The sequence below is a fragment of the Nonomuraea sp. NPDC048892 genome, from assembly GCF_040649735.1.
GTDB lineage: Bacteria > Actinomycetota > Actinomycetes > Streptosporangiales > Streptosporangiaceae > Nonomuraea > Nonomuraea maheshkhaliensis.
In genome coordinates this window covers 213547-226148 of record NZ_JBEZFZ010000003.1, presented here as the reverse complement: position 1 = coordinate 226148, position 12602 = coordinate 213547, and the positions used below count along the sequence as shown (strand labels likewise).

The following is a 12602-nucleotide window of genomic DNA, read 5'->3' as shown; positions in this document are numbered from 1 at the left end:
GCTTCCACGAAAACGGGAAGCCGCCAGGGCCGACAAAGGCTGGTCACGCTGTAACCCTTGACACCGATGTCCGTTTCGGGTGAGATGCTTGAAAACGTATCCACGTTGGTGGGGACACGGTAACAACATCCGGGCTACCGCCCTGGAGCGCGAAGGAATGTCATGGCATCCATCGTTCTGACGAACGTCGACAAGATCTACGCCGGTGGCGTAAAGGCCGTGAACGGGCTCAACCTTGAGATCAAGGATGGCGAGTTCATGGTGCTGGTCGGTCCCTCCGGTTGCGGTAAGTCGACCGCGCTGCGGATGATCGCCGGTCTGGAGGACATCAGCGGCGGCGAGATCGCCATCGGCGAGAAGGTGGTCAACCACCTGCCGCCCAAGGACCGCGACATCGCGATGGTCTTCCAGAACTACGCGCTCTACCCCCACATGACGGTCGAGGAGAACCTCGCCTTCGGCCTCAAGCTGCGCAAGATGCCCAAGCCGGAGATCCAGAAGCGCGTCAACGACGCCGCCAAGATGCTCGGCCTCGAGACCTACCTCAAGCGCAAGCCGGCCGCGCTCTCCGGTGGTCAGCGCCAGCGTGTCGCCATGGGCCGCGCCATCGTCCGTGAGCCGCAGGCCTTCCTCATGGACGAGCCGCTGTCCAACCTGGACGCCAAGCTCCGCGTCTCCATGCGCGCCTCGCTCAACCAGATGCACGAGCGCCTCGGTGTCACCACCGTCTACGTCACGCACGACCAGGTCGAGGCCATGACCCTCGGCGACCGCGTCTGCGTCCTGCGCGACGGCCTGCTCCAGCAGGTCGACACCCCGCAGAACCTGTTCGACAAGCCGGTCAACCTGTTCGTCGCCGGCTTCATGGGCTCGCCCTCGATGAACTTCGTCACCGCCGAGCTGGTCCGCGGCGACGGCGGCCCCGCCGTGACGTTCGCCGACATCAAGCTGACGATCCCCGAGTCGACCTTCTCCGACAAGCCGGGTCTCGACCAGTACGTCGGCAAGAAGATCATCCTCGGCATCCGCCCGTCCGACTTCGAGGACGCCGCCTCCGCCGGCAACCACGCCAACGGCTGGGCCACGCTGCCGGTCAAGGCGGAGGTCACCGAGGAGCTGGGCTCCGAGATCAACGTGCTGTTCCTCATCGACGCCCCGCCGGTCGAGCACAAGGACACCGTCGCCGCCGCCGACACCGGTGACGACGAGGAGGCCGCGCTGCCGCTGACGGGCGACAAGTCCCTGTGGACCGCCCGCGTCAACGCCCGCAGCCACGTGCGCCCCGGTCAGAACATCGACCTGGTCGTCGACACGCACAACCTGCACTTCTTCGACCCGACCTCGGGTCTGTCCATCGGTCACGAGGCCAACCGCTGAGTCCTCGCCGCTGACACCTGATTCCCGGCCGCGGGCCTCGCCCGCGGTCGCTCGGGCCCCCACCGCGACCCCCTCCCGCGGCGGGGGCCCGTTTTTTCGCGTACGTACGGCGGCTCAGCGGCCGATCCGCTGCGACACCATGGCCTGCAGCCGGCGCGGCACCAGCCGCCCCACCGCCACGATGGCCTTGTACCGCAGGTCGGGAACCGACACCCGCCGGCCCAGGGCCAGATCGCGCATCGCCTCACGGACCACGTCGTCGGCCTTCAGCCACAGGAAGCCGGGGATGCTCGACGAGTCCATGGAGGCGCGCTGGTGGAACTCGGTGCGCACGAAACCAGGACACAACGCCATGATGCGGATGCGCGGATTGGCCACCTCGTTCGCGGCCGACTCGCTGAAGTTCACCACCCACGCCTTCGACGCGCTGTAGGTGCCGCGGGTGAAGAACGCCGCCACGGAGGCCACGTTCACGATCGCGCCCCTGCCACGCTCCTTCATGCCGGGCAGCGCCGCCAGCGTCAGTCTCAGCACGGCCTCGCAGTGCACCTTGAGCATGCGCACCTCGTCCGCGACCGGCACGTGCGGAAAGTGGCCCGCGTTGCCGAACCCGGCGTTGTTGACCAGCAGGTCGACCCCGCCGCGCAGCCGCGACTCGACCTTGGCCAGGCCCTCGTCGGTGGCCAGGTCGGCGGGCAGCACCTCGACGTTCACGCCGTACCTGAGCTTGAGCTGGTCGGCGGCCTGGGCCAGGCGGAGCTCGTCCCTGGCCACGAGGACGAGCGAATAGGCGTCGGCGGCCAGGCGCCGCGCGAAGGCGGCGCCGATGCCGGCGGTCGCGCCGGTGATCAATGCGGTAGGCATGCCTGAACCTTAACGTCCCCGCTCTCCGGCATGGCAGGATGAACACGTGCGCCTCGTCGTGGCCGTGCTGCTGCTCATGGCTCTCACCGCGTGTGCGTCCGGGCCGCCTTCCGGGTCGTCCGCCGCACCGTCCGGCGCGCAGGCGAGCCCTGCGCCGACGACCTCGGCCGTCCCGACGCCGACACCCGAGACGACGCCCCCCGAGACCACACCGCCGCCCGAGCGCGGCAAGCTGCGCTTCGACAAGATCGCCACCCTGGACCAGCCGGTGGCCTTCGCCGTGCGCACGGGCGACGACCGGCTCTACGTCGCCGAGCAGACCGGCCGGCTGCGCACCACCGGCGGCGAGACCGTCATCGACCTGTCCCGCGAGGTCAGCACGGGCAACGAGCAGGGGCTGCTCGGCGTCGCCTTCCACCCCACCGGCCGCTGGGTCTACCTCGACTGGACCGACGCGCGCGGCAACACCCACATCACCGAGTGGGCCTACGACGGCAGCAGGGCCACCGCCAGGCGCGACGTGCTCACCCAGGAGCAGCCGTACGCCAACCACAACGGCGGCCAGCTCGCCTTCGGCCCCGACGGCCTGCTCTACATCGCCTTCGGCGACGGGGGCAGCGCGGGCGACCCGCAGAGCAACGGCCAGGAGCTCGGCACGCTGCTCGGCAAGATCCTGCGCATCGACCCGCGCGGCAGGCCGTACACGATCCCGCGCGACAACCCGTTCGTCGGCAAGGAGGGCGCGCGGCCCGAGATCTGGGCCTACGGCCTGCGCAACCCCTGGCGCTTCACCTTCGACCGCGACACCGGCGACCTGTGGATCGGCGACGTCGGCCAGAACGAGCTGGAGGAGGTCGACTACCAGCCCGCCGGCTCCGAGGGCGGCGAGAACTACGGCTGGAACCTGCGCGAGGGAAACCGGCCCTTCCGCGGCCGGGCCAACCCCCGCGACCTGGTCGAGCCGGTGATCGTCTACCCGCTGGGCGAAGGCGGCAACTGCTCGGTCATCGCCGGCTACGTCTATCGTGGTCAGAAGATCCCCTGGCTGCAGGGGCAGTTTCTGTACGGCGACTTCTGCGCCGGCTGGATCAAGGCCGCGCCGATGGACGAGCTGGGGGAGGCGGCCGAGGTCGGCGAGGTCGAGCAGCTGTCGTCGTTCGGCGAGGGCCCCGACGGGGAGCTCTACGCGCTCAGTCTGCAGGGCCCGATTTACCGGATCGTTCCCGCCTGACGCGCTCGATCAGCTCCTCCACCTGGTCGTTCAGCTTCGCGCCCCTGATCCAGCCCGCGTAGTGCGTCAGGACGACCACCACCTCACGCAACTCGCCCTCGCTCAGCTCTCCCGCTCGCAGGGCCACGTCGAGATGCACGTCGATCAGGTCGTGATGCCCCTGCCCGACGAGCAGCCCGAGCAGGAGCAGGCGGCGCTCCCTGTCCGACAGGATCGTCCGTGACCACACGTCGGCGAACTGGCGCTCGGCGTTCATGCCGAAGGAGTCCATGGTCTCCATCGCTGGCTCTGTCATTGTTCGCTCCGGGGGTGTCGGAAGGGATTCTCATATCTTTCGCTACTTCCCGAGATGAACCAATGGGGGGTTGCATGAACGTTGTAGCGGAGCGCCGCAGCCCCAGTACGGAGGGCTTTTGATCTGTAACAAGTAAAGCCAATGAACGGGCAAGATTTGGTCAAGACTTTCCAGCGCCTTCCGGGCTCATCACCGGCTGAAAGCGGGCACAACAACTCCGTTGGTCCGTAAAGCGGAGGTAAGCCCTGGTGAAAACAGCACGGGGTTTGATCGCGCTCATGGTCGCGGTCCTGACGCTGTCCGCGTGCGGGCAGCCGGAATTCACCTACGTCCGTGACAAGGCCGGAACGACGTACTTCAAGGTGCCCGCCTCGTTCACGCAGCTCGACGCCTATCCCATCGAACTTTACCTGTCCGGTGACCACCCGAGCTCGCAGGCCGCGGCGCTGCGGGCGCAGCGGGTCTGGTCCACGGCCTTCGACCAGTCGGCCAGGCCGTCGGTCAACCACCTGCTCGGCTCGACCGATCCGTTCGTCTACGCCGCCGTGCACCAGCTCACCGAGGAGCAGCGCGACGCGATCTCCCTCAACCGGCTGCGCGACTTCATCCTGCCGGTGACCGAGCAGATGCGCCTGCTCTACCAGCAGCAGGCCGCGACGGCGAACCAGCCGCCGATGTTCAACCGCTTCGAGCCCATCAGCGACGAGGTGCTCACCCTCGACGGCGGCGCAAGAGGCGTTCACGTGCGCTTCAACTACCAGATCGGCGCCGACGTCCAGACCTTCGACCACACGGCGATCCTCGACGAGAAGGGCGCCACGGTCTCCGTCATGCTCATCGGCTGCCAGTCGGTCTGCTTCCAGAAGCGCGGCGCCGAGTTCGACAAGATCGCGAGTTCGTTCAAGCTGCTCCGGCTGCCCGGATGAGGGAGCACCATTGACCACGACCATTCATCATGAAGGGCTGCGCGCCCCCGGCAGCGGGCCTTCCGATCCCGAATCCGTGACCAGGAAGAAAATGCAGTTCTGGGACCGGAGCAAGTTCCTCATCGTCCTGGTGCTGGCCTATCTGATCCTCACGTGGAAGGTGATGGCCGACTTCGAAGGCATCATGACCTTCCCCGACGCCGCGCAGAAGATCGCCATCGAATACCAGTGGATCTTCTGGCTGCTCGGCGCCGAGGCCATCAGACAGGTGCACTTCCTCGTCAGCGAGCACTGGTCGGCCTACCACCGCTTCTGGAGCCAGAAGGTCTTCGGCGGCTTCGAACGCTGGACCCACCGCCGCTTCGACGACTGGACCCGCTTCCGCCTCGCCAGAGCACTCAAGATCGTCTTCTTCATCACCCTGATCGCCCTGGTGCTCGGGGCCGTCCTGGACATCAGCCCGTTCGCCGCGCTGCTCCAGGCCCCGGCGCTGATCTGGCAGGCGCTGCCGTTCTTCCTGCAGATCGTCTTCCTGTTCTTCTTCGTCATCATCCAGTTCGTCGGCCTGTTCTGGTTCCTGTCCAGGGGCGGCGTCGAGACGTACTTCCCCGACGACATCAAGACCCGCTTCCACGACGTGTGGGGGCAGGACCACGTGGTCGAGCGCGTCAGGGAGAACATCGTCTTCCTGGAGCGGCCGGACGAGATCGAGCGGCGCGGCGGGTACGTCCCCAGCGGCCTGCTGCTCTGGGGGCCGCCGGGAACCGGCAAGACCCTCATGGCCGAGGCCGTGGCCGGAGAGACCGGCAAGCCGTACGTGTTCGTGGACCCGGGCGCGTTCACGAACATGTTCATGGGCATCGGCATCCTCAAGGTCAAGTCGCTGTTCAGGAAACTGCGCAAACTGGCCCTCCGGTACGGTGGAGTGATCGTCTTCTTCGACGAGGCCGACTCCCTCGGCAAGCGTGGCCGCCTGGCCCAGCAGGGCCCGCCGGGACAGGGCGGCGGCTTCTCCGGCCTGTCCGGCGTCCACGGCTGCCACGGCGCGAACTACATGTCCGAGGCCACCCGCCAGCTGCTCGCCTTCGGCGGCGGCAATCGGGCCGAGGAGGATCCGGGCAGGCGCAACCGCTTCTTCATGGGCGGCGGCATGAACAGCGGCGGCGACCCCGGCACGCTCCAGGCGCTGCTCACCGAGCTGTCAGGGCTCAAGAAGCCGCGCGGCTTCTTCAACCGCCTCGTCCGCCGGCTGCTCGGCATGCGGCCCAAGCCTCCGCCCAAATACCGCATCCTCGTCATGATGGCCACGAACCGGCCCGACGCGCTGGACGAGGCGCTACTGCGGCCCGGCCGCATCGACCGCATCTACAAGGTCGGCTACCCGTCCAAGGCCGGGCGGATGCGTACGTACCAGGGCTATTTCGACAAGGTGTGGCACGAGCTCAGCCCCGAGCAGATCGACAAACTCGCCACGATCACCCCATACGCGACCGGCGCCACCATCAAGGACCTGGTCAACGAGTCGCTCATCACGGCCATCAGGGACGGGCGCGAGGTCATCACCTGGTCGGACGTGCTGCGCGCCAAGCGGCTCAAGCAGCTCGGGCCGCCCGAGGACGTCGAGTACATCGAACGCGAACGGCACGCCGTGGCCGTGCACGAGGCCTGCCACGCCGTCGTCGCGTACGTGACCCGCTTCCACCTCGAGATCGACATCGCCACCATCGAGAAGGGCGCCGACTACCTCGGCATGGTCGCCTCGATCAAGCCCGAGGACCAGTTCACCCGGTGGAAGTCCGAGCACGAGGCCGACATCATGGTCTCCCTGGCCTCGCTGGCCGGCGAGCGCATGTTCTTCGGCGAGGACAACTCCTCCGGCGTCTCCGGCGACCTCTACTCGGCCACCTACCTGACCGCGATGATGGAGTCGTACTGGGGCATGGGCTCCGGCGTCACCTCGCTGCCCGCGCTCCAGGAGCTGGAGATCATGGGCGGCAAGGCCATGCGCAAGCGCGGGCCCGGCGGCGGCATCGGCATCACCGAGAGAGAGCCGGCCAGGCGCCAGCCCGACCTCGCGCCCGACGTGCTCGGCGAGCGCATCGAGTTCAACCTGGTACGGCTGCTGGAGCGGACCGAGCAACTGCTGGAGGAGCACCGCAGGGACGTGCTCTGCCTGGCGCACGCGCTGGAGACGCACAAGACCCTCAACGGCGACGACGTGGTCGCGATCATCCGCAGGGAGCCGGGGCCGCTCATCGACGGCACCATCTACGCCTCCGACGAGCTCTACCAGGAGCTGGAGGAGTACCACCACGACGCGGCCAGGGCGCACAAAGAGCACAGCCACATCGACCGCGCGCTGCCCGGGCACCAGGAGGCGGCTGCGGTGGTGCCGGTCGGCTATGCCGCGCAGGGGACCGGGGTGCCCGCACCGCCCTTCGCGGCCCCGCCCACCGGCATCCAGGTGCTGCCCCCACCGGGACCCTCCGCCGGGCCTCTTACCGGGTCTCCCGGCGGATCTCCTGCTGGGCCCTCTGCCGGATCTCCTGCGGGATCTTCGGCCGGGTCCTCCGCCGGGTCCTCTGGCGGGTCCGCTGCTGGGCGCTCCTCGGGGATCCAGGCGCCGCCGCCCACGGGGCCGCCCGTGCAGGTCGGTCAGGATTCGCAGCGCGAGCCGGCCGACCGGCCTGAGTTCGTGCCCTGGGCCGCCTCCTCGCCGGGCGCCGCCCCCTCCAACGGCCCTGTCACAGGGGTCTCGGCAGGGGCCTCCGCGCCGGTGCCGGTCGTCGTGGGGACGCCCGCGGCGGGCACGCCGTCGCCGCAGCGGCGTCGCCGGATCGGCCGGATCTGGCTGGTCGTCGCCAGCCTGCTCGGCCTCGTGGTGATCTCCGTCATCGCCGCGCTCGCCGTGACGGGCGTCCTCGGCGGCGGCGGGAACGCCGCCGGCTCGGCCGGGGCGCCCTCGGTGGCCTCGCCAGGGCTGCTGCTTCTGCTGTTCGTCGTGGTCGTCGCCGTCATCGTGGGCGCCGGGCTGGCGTTCGTGGCGATCAAGGGCGTCCGCGCGGCGCAGGTGAAGGCCGAGCAGGAACGGGACCAGGCCCACGCCAGGGCCCAGCTGCTGGCCGCGGCGATGGACCCGGACACGGCCATGCGGCTGCTCGGCTACGACGGCAACGGCACCGACCGGCGCGGCGGCTGACCGCCCCGGCACAAACCGGCCGGTCGGCCGCACATCGGCCGGTCACCCGTACATCGGGTGGCCGGCCGTTCAGCGGGCGTATCGGGCGGGCGGCCGTGCACGGGGCCTGACCTCGGGTGGCCGGCCGCCCGAGGTCAGGCCCGGTCGTGTTCCTCGTGGGCGCGGCGCAGCAGGGCCAGCAGCCGGTCCTCGTCGCGGATCTCCCTGCGGAACCGTTCCGGGAGCTGCCTGAACTGCTCCTCCTTCGCGAGGAGCCGGTCGAAGAGCTCCTCGCGCACCACCGGGTCGTGCTCGACGTCCAGGTACGCCTCCGCGTACCGGCGCACCCCCGACACCGTGTTCTGCGCGCGCCCCTTCGGACTGGCCAGCGAGGCCACCACCGTGACCAGCAGCACGCCGATGATCACCAACAGGGACAGCCCCGTGCTGATCTCCACGACCGGCACCGGCCGGCCCTCGTTGACGAACGGCACGTTGTTCTCGTGCAGCGCGTGCAGGATCAGCTTGACCCCGATGAAGGCCAGGATCGCGGCCAGCCCGTACGCCAGGTAGATCAGCCGGTCGAGCAGCTCGTCGATGAGGAAGTACAGCTGGCGCAGCCCCAGCAGGGAGAACGCGGTCGCGGTGAAGACGAGGTAGACGTTCTGGGTGAGACCGAAGATGGCCGGGATCGAGTCGAGGGCGAACAGCACGTCGGTCCCGCCGATGGCGATCATGACCAGCAGCATCGGCGTCATGACCCGCTTGCCGTCCTGCACGGTGAAGAGCCGGTCGCCGTCGTAGGTGTCACTCGTGTGCAGGAGCCGGCGCGCGACCCGGACCATGAGGTTGTCGGGGGAGCGGCCCTCGTGGCCGTCCGGCTTGAGCAGGTTGCCCGCCGTGATCAGCAGGATCAGGCCGAACAGGTAGAACACCCAGGCGAACGTGTTGATCAGCGCCGCGCCCAGCAGGATGAAGCCGGTGCGGGCGAGGAGCGAGAAGACGATGCCGAACAGCAGCGCCTTCTGCTGGTCGGCGCGGGGCACCTTGAAGCTGCCCATGATGACGAGGAAGACGAACAGGTTGTCGACCGACAGCGCCTTCTCCGTCACGTAGCCGGCGAAGTACTCGGCACCGGGATCGGCGCCGCCGAAGAGCCAGACGCCGGCGCCGAACAGCAGCGCGACGCCCACGTACAGGGCCGACCAGATCGAGGACTCGCGCAGCGTGGGGACGTGAGCCTTGCGGACGTGGAAGACGAAGTCGAACAGCAGCAGTCCGACGATCCCCAGGATCGTCAGCCACCACACACCGGCGGAAACGTCCACATGAGGCTCCAGAGGTGCCGGCCGCCGTGGGGAAAGGCGACATTTACGGGGTTGTCGTGGCAGGTGTTACCCGGATCACCCGCTGTCATGCCCGTCCCGCCGCCCCCGCCCCGCTCCACGCGGCCGCCGGTCCTTTCGAGGGAGGTGACGGTCCGTCGAACCAACCGCCGGCGCGACCGTCGAACCGGACGCGACCGCCCCGCGTCTTAGGGGTGTGCCGCGACCAGCCTCCCCCGCCTCCCTCCTCCTCGCCTGCGCCTTCCTGCTCACCGCAGGCTGCTCGGACGCCAGGCCCTGTACGCTCATCGGCGCCCGCGTCGGGTTATCGGTGCACGTACGCGCGCCGCTCGCGGCCAGAGCCGAGTCCGTGGAAATGGACGTGTGCTGGGACGGCTCCTGCCGGCAGGCACGGACCCCGCTCCATCCGTCCTCGCGGCCCGGCCAGGAGACCTGCTCGGGCGACACCTGCGCGGCGCCGGCCGTGCCCACGGGGGACGAGAACGGGTTCGGCGAGGTCCAGGGGCTGCCGGAACGGCCGGTGCGGGTGCGCCTGACGCTGCGGGGTGCCGGAACCGAGCCGGTGCTGGAGCGTACGATCGAGGTCACGCCGCGGGGCGTGTTCCCCAACGGCCCCGACTGCGGCAAGGCGGGCCCGCAGGCGGTGCTCACCGTCGAGGGTGACGGCACTGTGCGGAGCGGTTCCTGATTAACACGCCGTTCACATTCGGGCAAAAAGCGGGAAACGGCCATCCGTAAGACTCGGCGTGGCTGAGAGAAACCCCGAAAGGACCGTTGTGAGCTACAAGGCTGAGTACATCTGGATCGACGGCACCGAGCCCACGGCTCTGCTGCGCTCGAAGACGAAGATCCTGGCCGACGGAGCCGAGCCCCCGGTCTGGGGCTTCGACGGCTCCAGCACCAACCAGGCCGAGGGCCACTCGTCGGACCGCGTGCTCCGCCCGGTGTTCACCTGCCCCGACCCGATCCGCGGCGGCGACAACAAGCTCGTCCTGTGCGAGGTCGAGGAGATCGACGGCGAGCCGCACGTCAGCAACACGCGTGCGCTGCTGCGCCCGGTCGCCGAGCAGTTCGCGGCGCAGGAGTCCTGGTTCGGCATCGAGCAGGAATACACCTTCTTCAAGGGCAGCCGCCCGCTCGGCTTCCCCGAGGGCGGCTTCCCCGCCCCGCAGGGCCACTACTACTGCGGCGTGGGCGCCGAGGCCGTGTTCGGCCGTGAGATCGTCGAGCTCCACCTCGACCGCTGCCTCGCCGCCGGCCTGAAGATCTCCGGCATCAACGCCGAGGTCATGCCGGGTCAGTGGGAGTTCCAGGTCGGCCCGGCCGACCCGATCGAGGTCGCCGACCACCTGTGGGTCGCCCGCTACCTGCTCTACCGGACCGCCGAGGAGCACGGCGTGGAGGCCACCCTCGACGCCAAGCCCGCCCGCGGCGACTGGAACGGCGCCGGCGCGCACACCAACTTCTCCACCAAGGCCATGCGTGAGGGCTACGAGGCCATCATCACCGCCTGCGAGGCGCTCGGCGAGGGCGACAAGCCGATGGAGCACGTCACCCAGTACGGCGCCGACATCGAGTCCCGCCTCACCGGTCACCACGAGACCGCCCCGTGGAACAAGTACTCCTACGGCGTCTCCAACCGCGGCGCCTCGGTGCGCATCCCGTGGCAGGTCGAGGTGGACAAGAAGGGCTACATCGAGGACCGCCGTCCCAACGCCAACATCGACCCGTACGTGGTCACCCGCCTGCTGGTGAACACCTGCTGCTCGGCCCTGGAGAAGGCCGGCCAGGTCTGACCGACCGCTTGCGAGTGACGGGGCCCCGGATTCCGGGGCCCCGTTTCTCATGCCAGGCGGAAGCCCAGATCGGGGACGATCTCGGCCACGTCCATCTGCGCCTTCTGCAGGCGTCCAGAATGGTCCCAGTTCATCGCCTGCCAGCGGGTGAACTGGTCGAGCACCCACATGCCCGACTGGCGGCTGCCGTTGCCCGACTTGCCGTTGCCGCCGAACGGCAGGTGCGCCTCGGCCCCCGAGGTGGAGTTGTTGACGCTGACCATGCCGGCCGAGATGCCCTCGCGGAAGCGGAAGGCGTGCTTCGGGTCGGTGGTGTAGATGGAGCTCGACAGCCCGTAGCCGGGCAGGTTGGCCAGCTCGACCGCCTCGTCCAGGGTGGCGAACGTGGTGACGCCCACGATCGGGCCGAATGTCTCCTCCATGAACAGCCGGTCGCCCGGCCGCACGCCGTCCACCACGATCGGGTGGTAGTAGAGGCCGCCGGCGCCGTCGAAGCCGCCGCGCGGGTTGCCGCCGGTGACGCGGCCCGTCGGGCCCGTGACAACCTGGTGGTGGGGCTGGATCCAGGTCAGGTACTCCTCGTAGCGGTCGGCGAACTTCTGGTCGAGCAGCGGCCCCGCCAGCACGTCGCCCGCCGGGTCGCCGATCTCGGCCTCGCGTACGGCCCGCGCGAACCGTTCGACGAACGCGTCGTGCACGCTCTCGTGCACGATGACCGTGCCGAGACTCGTGCAGCGCTGGCCCGCGGTGCCGAACCCGGAGAACAGCGCGCCCTCCACGGCCAGGTCGAGGTCGGCGTCCGGCATGATCACCATGGGGTTCTTGCCGCCCAGCTCCAGACAGGCGGACTGCAGGTGCCGCCCGGTCAGCTCGCCGACCTTCCTGCCCACCTCGCTGGAGCCGGTGAAGCCCACCTTCTGCACGCTGCCCTGCTCAAGGGCCAGCTCAAGGCCGCGGAAGGTGTCGGCGCCGTCGGCGAAGACGATGTTCAGCACCCCGTCGGGCAGGCCCGCCGCCGTGAACAGCCGGAACATCGCGTGCGCGGAGGCGGCGGCGTACTCGGCGGGCTTCCAGACCACGGCGTTGCCGCACAACAGGGCCGGCACCAGGTACCACGACGGGACCGCCACCGGGAAGTTGCCCGCCGTGATGACCGCCGCGACGCCGATCGGGTTGCGGAAGGTGAACAGGTTCTTGTCCGGCATCTCGGACGGCACCGTCTGCCCGTACAGCCTGCGGCCCTCGCCCAGGAAGAAGTCACACGTGTCGACGATCTCCCTGACCTCGCCGAGAGCCTCCGCGTACGGCTTGCCGATCTCCTCGGTCACCAGCCGCGCCAGCGCCTCGGCATTGGCCTCCACCAGCCGCCCGATCGAGGCGATCACCCTGCCGCGCACCGGCGCGGGCACCTTGGCCCACTCGCGCTGCGCCTCCTTGGCGGTGCGGCAGGCGGCGGCGAACGTGTCCGCGTCGGCCAGCCCGACCCGTGCCACGACCTCGCTCGTGCGGGCGGGGTTGGTCGAGTCGTACGTGGTCGCTGCGGCGGCGTCCTTGCCGCCCACGATGGAAACGATTTGTCGGCTCACCGG

10 protein-coding genes are annotated in these 12602 nt (G+C 69.3%); 6 read left to right on the top strand and 4 right to left on the bottom strand.

The features are described from left to right. The first annotated feature begins 162 nt into the window (after positions 1 to 162). Positions 163 to 1377, top strand: a complete 1215-nt coding sequence (ugpC, locus tag AB0C28_RS10735; protein WP_357844719.1) for a sn-glycerol-3-phosphate ABC transporter ATP-binding protein UgpC — start codon at positions 163 to 165, stop codon at positions 1375 to 1377. A gap of 114 nt (positions 1378 to 1491) precedes the next feature. On the opposite strand, the gene AB0C28_RS10730 is transcribed toward ugpC, so the two are convergent. Beyond that, complete coding sequence (locus tag AB0C28_RS10730) at positions 1492 to 2241, bottom strand: SDR family oxidoreductase (RefSeq protein WP_357844722.1); 750 nt, start codon at positions 2239 to 2241, stop codon at positions 1492 to 1494. A 46-nt stretch (positions 2242 to 2287) separates the two neighbouring features. Here AB0C28_RS10730 and AB0C28_RS10725 point away from each other — a divergent pair, with 46 nt between their 5' ends. Then, the gene (locus AB0C28_RS10725; RefSeq protein WP_357844724.1) at positions 2288 to 3472 is read left to right on the top strand and encodes a PQQ-dependent sugar dehydrogenase; all 1185 of its coding nucleotides are present in this window, start codon (positions 2288 to 2290) and stop codon (positions 3470 to 3472) included. Here AB0C28_RS10725 and AB0C28_RS10720 read toward each other — a convergent pair. Next, a complete protein-coding gene (locus AB0C28_RS10720) occupies positions 3432 to 3767 on the bottom strand; it encodes a carboxymuconolactone decarboxylase family protein (RefSeq protein ID WP_357844727.1) in 336 nt (111 codons plus the stop codon). The genes AB0C28_RS10725 and AB0C28_RS10720 overlap by 41 nt on opposite strands. 278 nt (positions 3768 to 4045) lie before the next feature. Here AB0C28_RS10720 and AB0C28_RS10715 point away from each other — a divergent pair, with 278 nt between their 5' ends. Both AB0C28_RS10715 and AB0C28_RS10710 read left to right on the top strand, forming a co-directional pair. After that, positions 4046 to 4693, top strand: coding sequence for a hypothetical protein (locus AB0C28_RS10715; RefSeq protein WP_357844730.1), 648 nt, complete (start codon positions 4046 to 4048; stop codon positions 4691 to 4693). Positions 4694 to 4769: 76 nt separating this feature from the next. Further along, positions 4770 to 7892, top strand: coding sequence for an AAA family ATPase (locus AB0C28_RS10710; protein ID WP_358073696.1), 3123 nt, complete (start codon positions 4770 to 4772; stop codon positions 7890 to 7892). A gap of 134 nt (positions 7893 to 8026) precedes the next feature. Here AB0C28_RS10710 and AB0C28_RS10705 read toward each other — a convergent pair whose 3' ends face one another. Next, on the bottom strand, positions 8027 to 9199 hold the full coding sequence (locus AB0C28_RS10705) for a TerC family protein (protein ID WP_358073695.1): 1173 nt from the start codon (positions 9197 to 9199) through the stop codon (positions 8027 to 8029). Between the two features lie 214 nt (positions 9200 to 9413). On the opposite strand from AB0C28_RS10705, the gene AB0C28_RS10700 reads away from it, so the two are divergent. Together AB0C28_RS10700 and glnII are read left to right on the top strand one after the other, a co-directional pair. Then, the gene (locus AB0C28_RS10700) at positions 9414 to 9905 is read left to right on the top strand and encodes a hypothetical protein (RefSeq protein WP_358073694.1); all 492 of its coding nucleotides are present in this window, start codon (positions 9414 to 9416) and stop codon (positions 9903 to 9905) included. Between the two features lie 88 nt (positions 9906 to 9993). Then, positions 9994 to 11013 carry a glutamine synthetase gene (gene glnII, locus AB0C28_RS10695; protein ID WP_357844741.1) on the top strand — a complete coding sequence of 340 codons (1020 nt, stop codon included), beginning with the start codon at positions 9994 to 9996 and terminating at the stop codon, positions 11011 to 11013. Positions 11014 to 11060: 47 nt separating this feature from the next. Here glnII and AB0C28_RS10690 read toward each other — a convergent pair whose 3' ends face one another. After that, entirely contained in the window at positions 11061 to 12599 is a 1539-nt protein-coding gene (locus tag AB0C28_RS10690) for an aldehyde dehydrogenase family protein (protein ID WP_357844744.1), read from the bottom strand. Between the last annotated feature and the right edge of the window lie 3 nt (positions 12600 to 12602).

What these genes read in the sequence shown, in the direction of transcription:
- ugpC (WP_357844719.1), top strand. Translation starts at nt 163, where the DNA reads ATGGCATCCATCGTTCTGACGAACGTCGACAAGATCTACGCCGGTGGC.
- AB0C28_RS10730 (WP_357844722.1), bottom strand. Translation starts at nt 2,241, where the DNA reads ATGCCTACCGCATTGATCACCGGCGCGACCGCCGGCATCGGCGCCGCC.
- AB0C28_RS10720 (WP_357844727.1), bottom strand. Translation starts at nt 3,767, where the DNA reads ATGACAGAGCCAGCGATGGAGACCATGGACTCCTTCGGCATGAACGCC.
- AB0C28_RS10715 (WP_357844730.1), top strand. Translation starts at nt 4,046, where the DNA reads ATGGTCGCGGTCCTGACGCTGTCCGCGTGCGGGCAGCCGGAATTCACC.